The organism is Paraburkholderia eburnea, from assembly GCF_002917095.1.
Classification (GTDB): Bacteria; Pseudomonadota; Gammaproteobacteria; order Burkholderiales; family Burkholderiaceae; genus Paraburkholderia; species Paraburkholderia eburnea.
Genome location: NZ_PQGA01000008.1, coordinates 127,381 through 143,542 on the forward strand (window position 1 = coordinate 127,381; position 16,162 = coordinate 143,542).

The window sequence follows — 16,162 nt, forward strand, 5'->3', positions numbered from 1 at the left end:
CGCTAATCGATGCCGTGCCCGGCGCTTCGAATGCCATCGACGCACCGTTTCCGACATCATGGAGACGTCATGTTGCGAAGCATAAAAGATCTGCACGGATGCGGCATCCGTGCTTCGGACGGCGAAATCGGCAGCATCAATCAGGTCTATTTCGACGACGAGGCATGGGGCGTTCGCTACCTTGTGGTCGATACCGGAAACTGGCTCCACGATAGACAGGTGCTCATTTCTCCCTACTCGCTCAAGCACGTGGACTGGTCATCGAACACAGTCCATGTCAATCTGACACGGCAACAGGTGCGTGAAAGCCCGACACTCGACACGCACCAGCCGGTCTCGCGCCAGCATGAAATCGAGTACCTGCGTTACTACAACTATCCGACGTATTGGGGTGGACCGAACCTATGGGGAATGGGTGCCTGGCCCGCATTCGATCCCGTCGCGGCTGATCCCACGCCCTCGGAGGCTGCCGTGCCCGTGCGCCCCACCCTGCATACCAACCGGGCGTTGCCCGACGTCCATTTGCGCAGCACGGACGAAGTCAGGGGCTATCAGATCGAAACGATAGACGGCACCATCGGCCATGTTTCGGACTTCATCTTTGACGATAGGGCGTGGGTCCTGCGCTATCTGAAGGTCGATACGCACAACTGGTGGCCGGGAGGAAAGGAAGTCCTGATCGCCACGCGCTGGATCGAACTCGTCGATTGGTTCGCCGCAACCGTGTCTACCCCGCTCACACGCGATATGATCCGGCGCAGCCCGGCTTACGACGACTCGATACCCGTTCATCGAAGCTACGAGGTGGCCCTGCATGAGTTCTACAACCGAGAAGGATATTGGTCGGAACCTGAACCGTTGCCTCAGACGCCGCGCCAGCTACGTGACGAATAAGCGCACTGATTTGTCACGGACACGCTTCATGAAAAAGCCGGCGTTTCGCCGGCTTTCCCTTTTCCGTCTTTCAGGACGGACAGCCGGTCCTGAGTGAGTCCGGCATTTCATGCGTCTGTCCTTGCTCGATCATTTCGACAATCAGACGCCGCATCTGTACGGCATTGGACAATGGGGGTATTTCGATGCGAACCGACATGCCCGTGGTCACTAAAACCATTCGCGCGGCGCTCCCGGCCCCTCACAGTGCTTTCAGATCGGGCAGCAAGCGGTCGAATTCACGCTTCACCACCCTGTAGCACTCGCACACACGTTTTTCGAGCCCCGGCCGATCCAGCACCGCAATGTGGCCGTAGCTATAGCGGATCAATCCGGCTTCCTGCAGCTTCATCGCCGCTTCTGTGACACCCGACCTGCGTACGCCCAGCATGTTGGCAATCAGCTCCTGGGTCATTTTCAGTTCGTTGGAGGAAAGGCGGTCGAGGCTCAACAGCAGCCAGCGGCACAGCTGTTGATCGATCGAATGATGGCGGTTGCACACGGCGGTCTGCGCCATTTGCGTGATCAGCGCCTGGGTATAGCGTAGAAGCAGCCGTTGCATCGGACCACCACGATTAAACTCCTCCTTGAGCAAACGGGTGTCGAGACGGTGCGCCTTGCCCGCACTCTGGACGACCGCGCGGCTAGGCGTCGTTTCGCCACCCATGAAAATGGCAATGCCGACAATCCCCTCATTGCCCACGATGGCAATTTCCCCGGATGCGCCATTTTCCATGACGTACAGCAGTGAGATGATCGAAGTCGTTGGAAAATAAACGTGGCTGAGCTGGTCGCCCGATTCGTATACGACCTGCCCCAGCGGCATGTCCACCTGAACCAGATGCGAAGTGAGACGCGCCCACTCGGCCGCCGGCAGGACCGAGAGCAAGTGGTTGCCGCTCAACCGCTGTTCATCCATCATGTCTTGCTCCAGGGAATCCGTACCAGGACCCGCGCTGTCCGATGCCGTACCGACTGCCGCGCAGGTTCCTCATTCTAAACCTGCCGGACGGGTCAAACTCGTAGGACCAGCAAGCAGCGCAATGCCGCGATGGAGACCGGGCACATGAAAGACGCTGGGTCGCCAGAATCCGGTTCCTGCGAACATTTCCAGCATCAGATAACCGGAGCGTCAAGGCATAAGCGCTGGGTTTCGCGGATTATTTCTCCAGGTGTCTGCCAGGCGATCGCGGTGAAAGTTTGCAATTACGCTTGCATTGCGGGTCCAAAGAGCGCATTCTCATCGGACTCGGCACGCGGTCGTCGGCTCTGAAACGACGCCGCACAATTTTTCTACCGCTTCTATCAATATGGTGTCCTGAAAAGGAAACACCATAACGATCACGGCGAGAGACATCGCGACGACATCTTTCGCGCATTTCGCGCATTTCGCGCGTCGTGCCCTCTACATTCGCCCCGTCTTGTTCGACGGCCTTTCTCAGCCGATCGAGAATTTCCTGCACGAATCGCTCAAATCGAACGATTTGATGACCCGGCTGGGGCTATAACGCGCACTGATCGCAAGGGCACAAGCTCGAGTGGCATTTAAAGCGACTGCCTGGGTTTCGAACCGAAGGTGAATGCCGAAATCAGTTCGCCGCCGAAGCCCTTCCGAATTCCTTATGGAGCCAGTATGCCCAAACGAACCAACCAGTATTCACCGTCACCCGTCAGGCAAAGTGACTTCGCTATCACACAGAAAGCGCGCGCTGCTGCGCTGGAGAAAGCGGAAGGCGAGCGCGCCCAGAAGCGGCTCGAAAATGATGCCCTCCTGGATGTCAACGCCAACAAGTGGCGATATGACAGCCAGCGGTAACGAAATGGGAAAAGGTCATGCGGTGCTCAACTTCCCGAATCCCAGCCGTATCCACGACGCGTCCAGACATTGTGTGTGCTTCTGGGGTTACGACAACGCTCGCGAGATTGCCTTTCTGGTCGACGACGCCATGCTGACAAAGCTGAATCCAGACACGGGTTCGGACGAGTCTGCGTTGCTCGCGGTATTCGACCGCAACCGCGACCGAATCCTGGGAATGGCCAGAAACCTGTATAAAGGCGGCCCGCAAAACAGATATTCGATCTCGATTGACTGAGGATTTCTCTAGCCATATGAGGTCTGCATAAGCACCTCCAGGCAGGGATAATTGCAGTTGCTTCCGCAACTGAGAACACAGGAGAAATAGAATGGCAAAAGGTCAACTGCGCGGTAACCGCGAGCCGAAAAAGCCCAAGCAGCCCAAGAAGTTGCTGTCACCTGCTGTGGAGGGCGCATGGCCGGCAACGTCGAAAACCCCCGTTCCGATCAAACCAGCAAAGAAAAAATAGTCGGTGCCGGATTGCGTGAAGTCTGTATCAAGACAAAGGCCTGGGCCGCGCTCACGTCGCGCTTCACCCGGAGAATGAAGTCCACTATCGGGTCACCCCGAGCTACCGCCCGGTAAAGATAGACCCGCTTGCCACGAATCTTCAGACAAGTCTCGTCAACACGCCATAACCGGCCTATGGATATGCCAATCCGGTTCCCGCGCTTGACGAGCTCCGGCTTAAGGCGCTTTACCCGACGCAGGATCGTGGTATGTGCCAGCGGCAACCGATCCATGAGTCTTCGAGCGCGGCGTAGCCAAACGATTGCCGTCTGAGCAATCGATGGCACGTATTCACACTCCTGATGTTATGGGCATTTCATTTCGCTAACGCGCACTCAACAATTTCATTTATATCGATAAAACGATGTAAATATCAAAAATAAAACCAACTAAATAAGACCGCATTTTTGATGGCAATCATATTGCCCTCATCAATCGCACCGTTTCACCAATAAATTCGGAGAATTCATTCATCGAAAAACGGACACCATTGGCATTTCAAAATGAAGAGCACAATCCGGATACCAGTCGTGCTCGCCGTCGCGAGCATTTGCGCATTGCCGTTGTCGTTGTCTGCGCAACAAACGGCCACAATACCTGCCAACACCTGCCAGCTACACGCCGACGCCACCCTTCCCCTCACCGAAAGCGATGGCCATTATCTCGTCGACGTGGAGGTCAACGGCGTTGCACAAACCCTGGCGGTCGACACGAGCGCGGCCAAAACCACGCTGACGCCCGAAGCCGCCGATGCGCTCAACCTGCCTGTCGACACGTCGAAAGCCGAAACCCTCGCAGGCGTCGGACCACGAGCGGATCCGGAATACCCGCGCATCGTCGCTTCCCTGAAACTCGGTCCGGCTCAATGGAGCGACCTGCGCGTGCCGACTTTCGGCGCGCATGCCTTCACGGCCTATAACGGCGTCGTCCCTGCCGGCGTGCTGGGCGCTAACGTCCTGTCGCGCTATGACGTCGAACTCGATTTCCCGCACCATACGATGACGCTCTATACGGCGCAGAACTGCCTCGGCCGCTTCGCCCCATGGCAAGGCGATTATCAGAGCTATTCGCCGATCTATACGAGTCAGCATCGCTTCATCATGCAGATGGCGCTCAACCACCATCCGATACTGGCGACACTGGATACCGGCGCGATGCCGTCCCTCGTCGGCCATTACGGCGCGCAGCGCGTGGGCCTTTACGCAGACACACTGCAACTGGATCCGCAGAAAACCGGCCATGGCCTTAACGGCGCGGCGATTTCGCTCGCAATCCACCGCTTCGACACGGTTCAAATCGGCGCGCGTGAGTTTCAGAACGTCAAGCTGGAGGTCAGCGATGCGACGTTCCCCGCGGATATGCTGCTCGGCATGGACTTTCTGAAGTGGCGCCGTGTGTGGCTGTCCTATTCGACGGGATGGGTGTTCATGCAACTCGACGCAGGCGTGACTCCCCATGGTCCCGCCACGGCTGGATGGTTCGATTGGGCCAACACGCCCGGAACGGAACAGACGGCCGCCATCATCAATCAGGGCGGCGCGACACGGCCCATGCCTATCGCGCAGTTCTCGACTCATTCGCATATGACTTACAGCAGCGTTCCGCACATCGTGCAGCAATCGCGCCTTCAGCCGCCGCCCGCCGGCATGGTGCCGCTTAACGCCCTGCCTTCGTTCATGGGACGGTAGTAAGAAATAAGGGCGGCATTCAGCACAACGCATTCGGGCGCCTGAATGCACAAAGCGCCCGTCGCCATCGCTCCCGCCGGCATATACCCGCTATACGCGCTACCCCATGAAGTTCCACCGCCAAACGACCGATAACGTCTGCACGGGTCCCGGTTCCTTAGCTGACGAAAAACTTTCATGTCCATCTGGCGCAAACTTTCCATCCAGAACAAGCTGGTCCTGAGCATGACCACTTGCCTGCTGATTTTCATCGGCATTTCGAGCGGGCTGAGCATCTGGCTGATCGGCGATACGGTGCGCGAGCGCGTCGTGCAGGATGAACTGCCCACGGCCGTCAACGGCATCCGCGCCGAAGTGCAGCGCCAACTCGCGGGCCCGATCACCGCCGCGCGCGCCATTGCGCTCGATCCCTTCCTTCAGCAATGGGAAGCCGATGGCGAACCCGACGCCGGCGCGGCCAACTGGACGCGCCTCGCCGCCAGCATCAAGGCCGAGGAAAAAGCCGCCAGCGTGCAGTGGGTTTCGGCGAAAACCGGCAATTACTACACCGAAGCCGGCCTGCAACGCAAAATCGGCGACCAGGACGGCTGGCTCAAGGCTTTTCTCGCCACGGGCAAACCGTATGAAGTGAATATGGACCGGGATGTCGCCGTCGGCGGCTACATGATGTTCATCAACGCGCGCGTACAGGGTGCGGGCGACGCCGCCAGCGTCGCGGGCATGGCGCTTTCCGTGGATGCGCTCGCAGCTGGCATCGCCAGCTACAAGATCGGCCAGACGGGTTTCGCGTATCTCGTCCACCCGGACGGCGCGATCATGATCCATCGCGATACCTCCCTCGTGGACGGCAAGCACTTCCTCAAGGACATGCCGGGCATGCCCGCCGATACCGCCGCCGCGCTGCTGGGCGGCAAGCCCTATGCGGCGCTGACCTATCCCGCGCCCGGCGGCACGCGCTATGTCGCGACATCGTTCGTTCCGGAGCTGGACGCTTACGTCGTGGTCGAGGTGCCGCAGGCGGAACTGCTCGGCCCATTCGAGCGCACGATCCGCACGGCCACGCTGATCGCCGCCGTGGTGGGACTGGCTGCCGCGCTCGGCGTGATCCTGCTGGTCGGGCGCGCGATTGCCGCGCCCGTGCGCCGCGCCGCCATGCTGCTCGCGGAAATCGCCGACGGCCAGGGCGATCTCACGCGCCAGATGGCGGTCGAGACCGGCGATGAACTCGGGCAACTGGCCGATGCCTTCAACCGCTTCGTGGCGACGATGGGCACGCTCGTGCGCCGCGTGCGCGCGTCGTCGACGTCGATCGCCATTGGCTCGACGCAAATCGCCATGGGCAACGCCGACCTGAGCCAGCGCACCGAGGAACAAGCCAGCAATCTCGAACGCACCGCGGCCTCGATGGAGGAAATCACCGCCGCCGTGAAGAACAACACCGACACCGCGCGCACCGCCGCGCAGATGGCCAGCACCGCGTCCACCGCCGCCTCGCAGGGCGGCGAGGTGGTCGGCCAGGTGGTCAGCACGATGGAGCAGATCAGCGAGGCCTCGCGCAAGATCTCCGAGATCATCGTCGTAATCGACAGTATTGCGTTCCAGACCAACATTCTCGCGCTCAATGCGGCGGTCGAGGCCGCCCGCGCGGGCGAGCAGGGCCGCGGCTTCGCCGTGGTGGCCTCGGAGGTGCGCAATCTCGCGCAGCGCAGCGCACAGGCCGCCAAGGAGATCAAGGCGCTGATCGAACACAGCGCGGGGACCGTCGATACGGGTTCGCGCCTCGTCGCCGATGCGGGCCGCGTGATGGGCGACGTGGTCGCGCAGGTGCAGGGCGTAAGCACGATGATGAGCGAGATCACATCGGCGAGCGTCGAGCAGAGCGCGGGCATCGGCCAGATCGGCGATGCGGTGCAGCAACTCGATCAGGTCACGCAGCAGAACGCGGCGCTCGTCGAGGAAAGCGCGGCGGCCGCCGAAAGCCTCAAGCAGCAGGCCGCCGAACTCGACCGGCTGGTGGCGGTGTTCAAGGTCGGTGAGGAAGGGGCGCTGGCGTAAGGGTTCGCAGGACCACCAGGCGCCTCGGCGAAACGTGCGCAAAGCGCCTAAGCTTTGAATATCGGGCCACCCCACTGCCCGTCCGGACGTTCCGATGCGCGCTCATCGCCCCACCCGGGCGGCGGAGCACGACACGCTGCCGCCTCATCCCCGCCGTGCGCACCCGCTGCTATCGGCGCGGGGAATGCGTGTCGCGCTGTTCGTGGCGCTCGTGGCCGTCGGCGCGCTGGCCGCACGCATGAGCGCCTGGGCCGCGGCGCCGGCCGAGGTCGTGGTCATGACCGTCGATGGCGCGATCGGCCCCGCCAGCGCGGATTTCATCGTCCGCACACTGGGCCGCGCGGCCCGGGAGCATGCGGCACTCGCGATTCTCCAGCTCGATACGCCAGGCGGTCTCGACACCGCGATGCGCGAGATCGTCAAAACCATTCTCGCCTCGCCCGTGCCGGTCGCCGCGTTCGTCGCGCCGGGCGGCGCGCGCGCCGCGAGTGCGGGCACCTACATCGTCTATGCGAGCCACGTCGCGGCGATGGCGCCGGGGACGAATCTCGGTGCGGCGTCGCCGGTTCAGATCGGCATGGGCGCGCCCTCCTCTCCTCCCTCACCTCCCTCACCTGGCGCGCCAGGCATACCCGGACCGTCCGCCGCGTCGGGCGCTTCAGCGCCGCTGCCCGGCGACACCGCCTCCACCGAAACCCGCAAGATGACCCACGACGCGGCCGCCTACATTCGCGGCCTCGCGCAGCTGCGCGGGCGCAATGCCGTGTGGGCCGAACGCGCCGTGCGCGAGGCGCTCAGCCTGTCCGCCAACGAGGCGCTCGACCAGCACGTCATCGACCTGATCGCGCAGGACCCCGCCGATCTCGCGCGCAAGCTCGATGGCCGCGTGGTCGCCACCTCGGCGGGCAATGTGCGGCTGGCGACGGCGCACGCCGCGCTCGTCTTCGTCGCGCCCGACTGGCGCAGCCGCTTTCTCGCGATCATCGCCGACCCGAACGTCGCGCTGATTCTGTTAACGATCGGCGTCTACGGCCTGTTCTTCGAATTCGCCAATCCGGGCTTCGTGCTGCCCGGCGTCGCGGGCGGCATCTGCCTGCTGGTCGGCCTTTTCGCCATGCAACTGCTGCCCGTGAACTATGCGGGCCTCGGGCTGGTGCTGCTGGGTCTGGGCTGCCTCGTCGCCGAGGCGTTCCTGCCGACCTTCGGCGTGCTCGGCTTCGGCGGCATCGTTGCGTTCGCGGTTGGCGCGCTGATGCTGATGGATACCGATGTGCCCGGTTATGGCGTTCCGCTGCCGCTGATCGCGGGACTCGCGCTGGGCGGCGCGGTGTTCGTCGCGTGCGTTTCCACCGTCGCGCTGCGCGCGCGGCGCAGACCCGTGGTGACTGGTTCGGAAGCCATGATCGGCAGCGTGGGCGAAATCATCGATGCAGGCTTGCAGATCGAAAGCGGCGGCGGTTTCGGCGACAAGCACGGCAACAAGCACGGCGGCGCAAACCCGGCGACCGGCTGGGCGCGCGTGCACGGCGAGCGCTGGCGCGTGGCGTGTGCGGCCCCGCTCGCGGCGGGCGCGAGCGTGCGCGTGACGGCGCGCAACGGCCTCATGCTCACGGTCGCGCCGCTCAGCGACGCGGCCGCGCCAAAACAACCGCATAACGAACCCCATCCGGGAGGAGCATCGCCATGATCGGTTTCACCTTCGGCTTTTCGAGTCTGCTGATATTGCTTGCGGTGGGGCTCGCCGTCTCCGCCATCCGCATCTTCCGCGAGTACGAGCGCGGCGTCGTCTTCATGCTGGGCCGCTTCTGGAAGGTCAAGGGGCCGGGCCTCGTGTTCATCCTGCCGGTCGTGCAGCAGGCCGTGCGCATCGACTTGCGCACCATCGTGTTCGACGTGCCGCCGCAGGACGTCATCACGCGCGACAACGTCTCGGTGAAAGTCAACGCCGTGGTCTATTTCCGCGTGGTCGATCCGGAAAAGGCCGTGATCCAGGTAGCGCGCTATTTCGAGGCCACCAGCCAGCTCTCGCAGACCACGCTGCGCGCGGTGCTCGGCAAGCACGAACTCGACGCGCTGCTGGCCGAGCGCGAGCAGTTGAACGCCGATATCCAGAAGACGCTCGATGCGCAGACGGACGCCTGGGGCATCAAGGTCTCGAACGTCGAGATCAAGCACGTGGACCTGAACGAAACGATGATCCGCGCGATTGCGCGCCAGGCCGAAGCCGAACGCGAGCGTCGCGCCAAGGTGATCCACGCCGAAGGCGAATTGCAGGCGTCCGAACACTTGCTGCAGGCCGCGCAACGGCTCGCGTTACAGCCGCAGGCGATGCAGCTGCGCTATCTGCAAACGCTTACGACGATCGCCGCCGACAAGAATTCGACCATCGTGTTTCCGTTGCCGATCGATCTGCTTACGGTCCTCATCGATCGCCTGGGTAGTCACCCAGGCAAAGCGGAAACCCCCTTGAAATATTGCGCCGCAGCGAAAGCGCGGGCACAGACCCACGCCAAGCGAAGTTAGTTGGCAGTACGGTGGATTTTCGCCAATAATGCCCGAACATCCACTTCTGGACGATGGCGACCATGGATTACAGTCCCGAAGCCATCCGCACAGTCGCGCTGGTCGGTCATGCCGGCTGCGGAAAGACCTCGCTCGCCGAGGCCCTGCTCCATCAGAGCGGCGCGCTGCACGCGCAGGGCAGCGTGAACCGCGGCACCGCGCTGTGCGATTTCGATCCGCTCGAGCGCAAATATCACCACTCGCTCAATTCCGCGCTCGCGCATCTCGACTATCGCGACACGCGCATCTATCTGCTCGACACGCCCGGTTATCCCGACTTCGCGGGCCTGTCCATCGGCGCGTTGCCGGCCGTGGAAACAGCGGCGGTCGTGATCGACGCGCGCACCGGCATCGAAATGACCACGAGCCGCATGATGGCCGCCGCCGAGGCGCGCAAGCTCTGCCGCCTGATCATCGTGAACGGCATCGACGCCGAAAAGGTCGATCTCCCTGCCCTGCTTGCGCAGATTCAGGAAACCTTCGGCAAGCAGTGCCTGCCCATCAACCTGCCTGCAAAAGGCGCGACCGATGTGGTCGACTGCTTCTTCAATCCGTCCGGCGAGGCGGATTTTTATTCGGTGGAAGCGGCGCACAATGCGCTCGTCGATCAAGTGATCGAACTCGACGCCGAATTGATGGAGCTTTACCTCGAACAGGGCGAAGCGATTCGTCCGGAACAACTGCATGAGCCATTCGAGCGTGCGCTGCGCGAAGGTCATCTGGTGCCCGTGTGCTTTACTTCCGCGGCAACGGGCGCGGGGATCGCTCAATTGCTCGACGTGTTCGTGCGCCTGCTGCCCAACGTGACCGAAGGCAATCCGCCGCTGTTCTACCGTGAAATCGCCGATAAAACCGAGCCGGTGCGCGCCGAACCGCGCGCGGACAAACACGTACTCGCCCACGTCTTCAAGGTCGTGGTGGACCCGTATATCGGCCGGATGGCGCTGTTCCGCATTCATCAGGGTACGGTGACGCGCGACAGCCAGCTCTATATCGGCAATGGCCGCCAGCCTTTCAAGGTCGCGCATCTGCTGATGCTGCAGGGCAAGGACCACACCGAGATCGCGCGTGCCGGCCCCGGCCACATCTGCGCGGTGGCGAAAGCCGAGGACATCGCGTTTGGCGACGTGCTGCACGACGCGCCCGAGGACGGCAACATCCATCTCACGCCGCCCGATTTTCCGAATCCGATTTACGGCCTGGCGATCGAGCCGTCGCGGCGCGGCAACGAGCAACGCCTCTGGGACGTGCTGCAAAAGCTCGCCGCCGAAGACCCCTGCCTCGTCATCAGCCATCCGGCCGGCACCAACGAGACCGTCGTGCGCGGCCTGGGCGAACTGCATCTGCGTTATTTGCTGGAGCGCCTCACCGACCAGCACAAGCTCGAAGTGCTGACGCGCCCGCCGACCATCGCGTGGCGCGAGACCATTGGCGGGCGCGCCGAAGGCCATTGCCGCCACAAGAAACAAACCGGCGGCGCGGGCCAGTTCGGCGAAGTCATGCTGCGCGTGGAGCCATTGCCGCGTGGCGCGGGCTTCGAATTCGTCGATGCCGTCAAGGGCGGCGCGATCCCCACGCAGTTCATTCCCGCCGTCGAAAAAGGCATCCAGCAGGTCATCGACAGCGGCCCGCTCGCGGGCTTTCCGATGCAGGACGTGCGCGTGACGGTGTTCGACGGCAAGAGCCATCCGGTCGATTCGAAGGAAGTCGCCTTCGTCACGGCGGGGCGCAAGGCGTTTATCGACGCCGTGCTCAAGGCGCAGCCCGTGGTGCTCGAACCCATTGTCGATATCGAGGTCATGACGCCCGAAGCGGCCATGGGCGACGTGATCGGCGATTTATCGGCGCGGCGTGGCCAGGTGCACGGCACGCGCACCGTGAACGGCAACGCGATGGTGATCGCGGGCAAGGTGCCGCTCGCGGAGCTTAACGACTATCAATCGCGGCTGAACGCGATGGCGGGCGGCAATGGCAATTACAGCATTCAGTTGAGCCACTACGATCCCGTGCCCCCTTCGCAGCAGGACAAGCTTGCGGCGCAGCACAAGGCGCATGGCGGCGAGATGGAGTGAATCCACGCAACGCGGTGGAACTCGCGGCATAATCCCGGCTCCGCATGGCGCTTCAGGGTACGGGAGAGGTTCGCGCTTCATGGCCGATTTGTTCGCATCGCAGGCGCAGCCGCTCCAGCCACGTGTGCCGCTCGCGGAATCCCTGCGCCCCGCGACTTTCGCCGATGTCATCGGGCAAGCGCATCTGCTCGGCGCGGGCAAACCACTGCAACGCGCGTTCGCGGCGGGCGAGGCGCATTCGATGATTCTGTGGGGGCCGCCAGGCGTCGGCAAGACCACGCTCGGGCGTCTCGCCGCACAGGCGTTCGACGGCGAATTCGTCGCGCTTTCAGCCGTGCTCGATGGCATCAAGGCGATCCGCGCCACGCTTGATGGCGTGCAGGAACGTCTCGCGCGCACGGGCCGCCGCACCATTCTGTTCATCGACGAAATCCATCGCCTCAACGCCAGCCAGCAGGACGCCCTGCTGCCCTTCGTGCGCGCGGAACAGGTGATCCTGATCGGCGCGACCACGGAAAACCCGAGCTTCGAAGTGAGCCGCGCCCTGCTCGCGCGCGTGCGCGTGCATGTGCTCCATCCGCTCGATGCGCGCGAATTGCGCCAGTTATTCGAACGCGCGCGCGAGCGGGCGCTGGTGGATCTAGACTTCGACGCGGGCGCGGTGAACGCGCTGCTGGATTACGCCGATGGCGACGCGCGCCGGCTGCTCAACCTGCTCGAACAGATCCGCACACTGGCGACGGCGACGGGCACGCGCAGTATCGACGAAGCCTTCGTCTCAGGCCTGCTCACGCGCGGCGCACGGCGTTTCGACAAGGGCGGCGAGCAGTTCTACGACCAGATCTCGGCGCTGCACAAATCCGTGCGCGGTTCGAACCCCGATGCCGCGCTCTATTGGCTCACGCGCATGCTGGACGGCGGCGTGAAGCGCAGCTATCTCGCGCGGCGCATCATCGCGATCGGTTGGGACGATATCGGCCTCGCCGATCCGCGCGCGCTGCGCTACGCGAGCGATGCCGTGAAGGCAAGCGAGATGCTCGGCGGCGAGGAAGGCGATCTGGCGCTCGCACAAGCCGTGCTGTTGCTGGCCTGCGCGGCGAAGAGCAATGCGGGCGGGGTCGCGCTCATGCACGCGCGTGGATTTGTCGCGCAAGACGGGGCGCGGCCGGTGCCGGCGCATTTGAGCGTGGCGGCGCAGGCTTTGGCGCTCGCGGGCGGGCAAGGCGCCGGGTATCGAAATCCCCATGACGAACCGCACGGGCTTGCGGCCGGACAGCGCTATTTTCCCGATGGCGTGACGCAGCCGCATTGGTATCAGCCCGTGCCGCGCGGCATGGAAGCGCGACTTGCTGAAAGGCTGGACGGGTTGCGGGGGCTGGACGACGAGGCGTGGGAGGAAGATTGAGCGTTCCGACCCCACCCCTCAAATAACCGCATCGACATAACGCCCATGCAGCACGGCGCATTGAAGAATCGTTCGCGCCGTGCGTAATATACATGCGATCATAACGCTCCGTTTCTCGATCCACTGACTGGCCGCTACGGCCCCGAGACCCGACGATGGATATCGCGCAGACCACCGCTCCTGAGATCGCCCCGACCGGGCAGGCAACCGCGCTGCTGCTGACGGGCCGCCTGCTGCGTCCGCAGTCGCTCACGCTTGACGCGCTGCGCGCTTTCCCCTCGGTGACCTGCGCGCCCTTCGACTTGCGCTGCTACACGACGCAGCGTTTCATCCGCTCCGTCGAGCCGTATCGCGGCGTCCGGCTCACCGATCTGATCGAACATGCCGGGCTGCGTTGCGAGGTTCACGGCGAATTCAAACGGATGATCTTTCTCGCGATCGGCCATGACGGCTACGCGGTGCCCTTCACGTGGCACGAGTTGTTCAACACGTCCGTCGGCGCGCAGGCGATTGTCGTCTACGAATGTGGCGGCAAGCCGCTGACCGAAGCCGACGGCGCACCCGTGCTGTTTTCGGGCGCGGACCTCGTGCCCGCACCGCGCCACGTCAAGCGGCTTGCGCGCATCGACGTGCGCGCAATGACGATCTAAAGCGCGCCTCAGTCGCCCAGATCGACCGTCAGCGTGCGCCAGCCGCCGTCGCGCGTATCTGCGACGATGCGGCCCGCGCCCAGCACGATCGGACGCGATTCGTGAGCCGGGAGATGCAGTTCGATCGTGGTGGCCAGGAACGTCTTGTCGCCGTCCCGATCGACCGTCATCGAAAGCGATTCCAGGCCGCCCTGCACGGCAATGCGCCATGTGCCGCAAGCCCCTTCGCGCCACGCGAGGGTCTCACCATCGTCCTCGACGTACTGCGCGCTCACGCTGCCTTCACCCGCCATCGGCGCGACGATGAACGCGCGGCGATCGGCGCGCTGGCCGAAATGCTGCTGCGCGACGTTGAGCGCGATCACGCCGCCTTCGCGGATCAGCATGACCGGCGCGTCCCACGGTGCGGGCAGCGTCACGGTCTGGCCGCCGTCGAAGGCCTCGCCGCTCCAGTAGTCGAACCAGCGCGCACCCGCCGGCAGATACACCTGCCGATCGCGCCGGCCCGGCTCCACGACCGGCGCGACCAGCAGCGACGCGCCCAGCATCATGTCGTCGCATTCGGCATAGCACTGCGGGTCCGCCGGAAACTCCGCGAAAGCAGGACGCAGCACCGGCTCATAACGCGCGCTGGAATCGTGCAGCAACTGATAGAGGTACGGCATCAGCCGATAGCGCAGCTTCACCAGGCGCGCGATGCGCGGCGTGAGTTCGGGGTACATCCATGGCTCGTTGACCGTGCCGTCGTCATTCCACGAATGAATGCTGAAACGCGGCATGAACACGCCGAACTGCACCCAGCGGATAAACAGTTCCGGCTCCGGCGCGGGCCCCGCGAAGCCGCCGATATCGTGGCCGATGTTCGAGACGCCTGAGAGCGCCAGCCCCAGCCCCATCTTGAGGTTGTAGCGCAATGTCTCCCACGAGGTGGCGTTGTCGCCCGACCACGTCTGCACGTAGCGATGCATGCCGACACAGCCCGAGCGCGACACCAGGAAGGGCCGCTTGTCGGGCGCATAGGCGCGTTGCGCATCGCGCGAGGCACGCATCATCAGCAAGGTCTGGAGCACCTTCGCCTCGCGCGCCGGAAACGCTTTGCCGAAGCCGTGCGCGAACGCGTCCGGCGTCCAGATTTCGAATTCGTTGTTGTCGTTCCAGGTCGAGGCGATCCCGTAGCGCAGCAGCGCATCAGTCACGCGCGCCTTCCACCACGTCACCGTCGCGGGATTGGTGAAGTCCAGGTACGCGCCTACTTCGTCCCAGAACTGCACCCAGGCAGGCTCGCCATCGGCGGCGCGAATCAGCAGACCTTCGCGCTGCGCGTGCTCGAACTCGGGATGATCACGCAGCAGACACGGCTTGATGTTGGCGCACAGCTTGACACCGTGCTCCAGATAGCGATTGACGAAGCCTTCGACGTCGGGAAACTTCTCGCGATTCCAGTTGAACACATAACGCTTTGCGTCGATCGACGTGTAGCCCGACGAGAGATGAAACGAATCGCACAGGATGTCGTGTTCGGCGCAGCGATCCGTGAACTCGTTCATGCGCGCCTGGGCGTTGGGCGCGTCGGTGTACGTCATCGTCGAGCCGGAATAGCCGAGGCCCCATTTCGGCATCAGCGCGGGGCGTCCCGTCATCCACGTGAATCGGCGCACCGCATCGAGCGGCGTGCCCGCCGACGCGATGAAGTAATAGTCGAGATCGCCGTGATCGGCCACGAAATGACGATAGTGGCCGTGATAGTTGTCCAGTTCGCGGCCCATGTCGAAGGTGCAGTCGGCGAGCGTGTCGTAGAAGAGGCCAAAACCCGTTTGCGTCTGTGCGCGCCACGTCAGGTAGAACGGAATGTGTTTGTACAGCGGGTCCGTGCTTTTGGCGCTATAGCCCATCGCGTCGACATTGGTCATGCGAAACGACTGATTGGCGCGATCGAGCGCGCCCGCGCGCTCGCCCAGCCCAAGGTACATCTCGCCAGGCAGGCGGCGCACGTAGTGATAGACGCGCTCGTCCCACCAGCCGAAGTTATAGGCCTGCGTGGGACGATCCTCCATCGCCACATACCATTCTCCATCCTGATTGATTTCCCACGAACAGAAACCGCCGTCAAGCCTGACCGTCAAGCGGATTTTAGATGTGCTCACGCGCATGCAGTCGGGCGTAATCTCACTGACGTAGCGCGGCCGCGCAAAGCCCGAAAGATCGAGCCGGTCGCGGCCTTCGAGCGGCACATCGTCCATGCCGGGCGCAATCGCCCAGGTGCGCGGGCCGTGCGGCTTGCCGTCGGGCAGCACGCGCACCCGCACGATGTCCTCTTCCAGCACGAAGACTTCGAGAGTCGCGCCTTGCGCGCTTTGCAGCATCAGGCGGTTGCGCGCTTCGTCAACCGGCCGGAAAAATGGGCGATTCAGTAGCGATGCCATCTGGCGAT

At 63.3% G+C, this 16,162-nt stretch carries 12 protein-coding genes and 2 pseudogenes; 11 read left to right on the plus strand and 3 right to left on the minus strand.

Annotated features, from left to right (window positions below):
• Positions 1-69: 69 nt before the first annotated feature.
• Positions 70-894 (plus strand): PRC-barrel domain-containing protein, encoded by an 825-nt coding sequence (locus B0G62_RS16660; protein WP_103705316.1) that lies wholly within the window; start codon positions 70-72, stop codon positions 892-894.
• A 241-nt stretch (positions 895-1,135) separates the two neighbouring features.
• Here B0G62_RS16660 and B0G62_RS16665 read toward each other — a convergent pair whose 3' ends face one another.
• Positions 1,136-1,855, minus strand: coding sequence for a Crp/Fnr family transcriptional regulator (locus tag B0G62_RS16665; protein WP_103705317.1), 720 nt, complete (start codon positions 1,853-1,855; stop codon positions 1,136-1,138).
• A 654-nt stretch (positions 1,856-2,509) separates the two neighbouring features.
• Between B0G62_RS16665 and B0G62_RS16670 the strand changes: the two genes are divergently transcribed.
• The 3 genes from B0G62_RS16670 (at position 2,510) to B0G62_RS31705 (ending at position 3,258) form a co-directional block, all read left to right on the plus strand.
• Positions 2,510-2,749 (plus strand): hypothetical protein, encoded by a 240-nt coding sequence (locus B0G62_RS16670; protein WP_244193277.1) that lies wholly within the window; start codon positions 2,510-2,512, stop codon positions 2,747-2,749.
• Complete coding sequence (locus B0G62_RS16675; RefSeq protein WP_244193278.1) at positions 2,733-3,026, plus strand: DUF1488 family protein; 294 nt, start codon at positions 2,733-2,735, stop codon at positions 3,024-3,026. The genes B0G62_RS16670 and B0G62_RS16675 overlap by 17 nt, the downstream gene beginning before the upstream one ends.
• 91 nt (positions 3,027-3,117) lie before the next feature.
• A complete protein-coding gene (locus tag B0G62_RS31705; protein WP_167401291.1) occupies positions 3,118-3,258 on the plus strand; it encodes a hypothetical protein in 141 nt (46 codons plus the stop codon).
• Between the two features lie 34 nt (positions 3,259-3,292).
• Here the strand turns inward: B0G62_RS31705 and B0G62_RS16680 are convergent.
• Positions 3,293-3,523 (minus strand): annotated as a pseudogene (locus B0G62_RS16680) (DDE-type integrase/transposase/recombinase); the annotation flags it as partial.
• A gap of 279 nt (positions 3,524-3,802) precedes the next feature.
• On the opposite strand from B0G62_RS16680, the gene B0G62_RS16685 reads away from it, so the two are divergent.
• The 7 genes and pseudogenes from B0G62_RS16685 (at position 3,803) to B0G62_RS16715 (ending at position 13,731) form a co-directional block, all read left to right on the plus strand.
• Complete coding sequence (locus B0G62_RS16685) at positions 3,803-4,987, plus strand: retropepsin-like aspartic protease (protein ID WP_103705321.1); 1,185 nt, start codon at positions 3,803-3,805, stop codon at positions 4,985-4,987.
• A 177-nt stretch (positions 4,988-5,164) separates the two neighbouring features.
• A complete protein-coding gene (locus B0G62_RS16690; RefSeq protein ID WP_103705322.1) occupies positions 5,165-7,042 on the plus strand; it encodes a methyl-accepting chemotaxis protein in 1,878 nt (625 codons plus the stop codon).
• Positions 7,043-7,136: 94 nt separating this feature from the next.
• Complete coding sequence (locus B0G62_RS16695) at positions 7,137-8,729, plus strand: NfeD family protein (RefSeq protein WP_103705323.1); 1,593 nt, start codon at positions 7,137-7,139, stop codon at positions 8,727-8,729.
• Positions 8,726-9,481: pseudogene (locus B0G62_RS16700) on the plus strand (slipin family protein); the annotation flags it as partial. The gene B0G62_RS16695 and the pseudogene B0G62_RS16700, both read left to right, overlap by 4 nt.
• 146 nt (positions 9,482-9,627) lie before the next feature.
• Positions 9,628-11,676, plus strand: coding sequence for an elongation factor G (gene fusA, locus B0G62_RS16705; RefSeq protein WP_103705324.1), 2,049 nt, complete (start codon positions 9,628-9,630; stop codon positions 11,674-11,676).
• A 79-nt stretch (positions 11,677-11,755) separates the two neighbouring features.
• On the plus strand, positions 11,756-13,081 hold the full coding sequence (locus tag B0G62_RS16710; RefSeq protein ID WP_103705325.1) for a replication-associated recombination protein A: 1,326 nt from the start codon (positions 11,756-11,758) through the stop codon (positions 13,079-13,081).
• Positions 13,082-13,236: 155 nt separating this feature from the next.
• A complete protein-coding gene (locus tag B0G62_RS16715; protein ID WP_103705326.1) occupies positions 13,237-13,731 on the plus strand; it encodes a molybdopterin-dependent oxidoreductase in 495 nt (164 codons plus the stop codon).
• Between the two features lie 8 nt (positions 13,732-13,739).
• Here the strand turns inward: B0G62_RS16715 and B0G62_RS16720 are convergent, their stop codons facing one another.
• Entirely contained in the window at positions 13,740-16,154 is a 2,415-nt protein-coding gene (locus B0G62_RS16720) for a glycoside hydrolase family 31 protein (RefSeq protein ID WP_103705327.1), read from the minus strand.
• Positions 16,155-16,162: the final 8 nt, after the last annotated feature.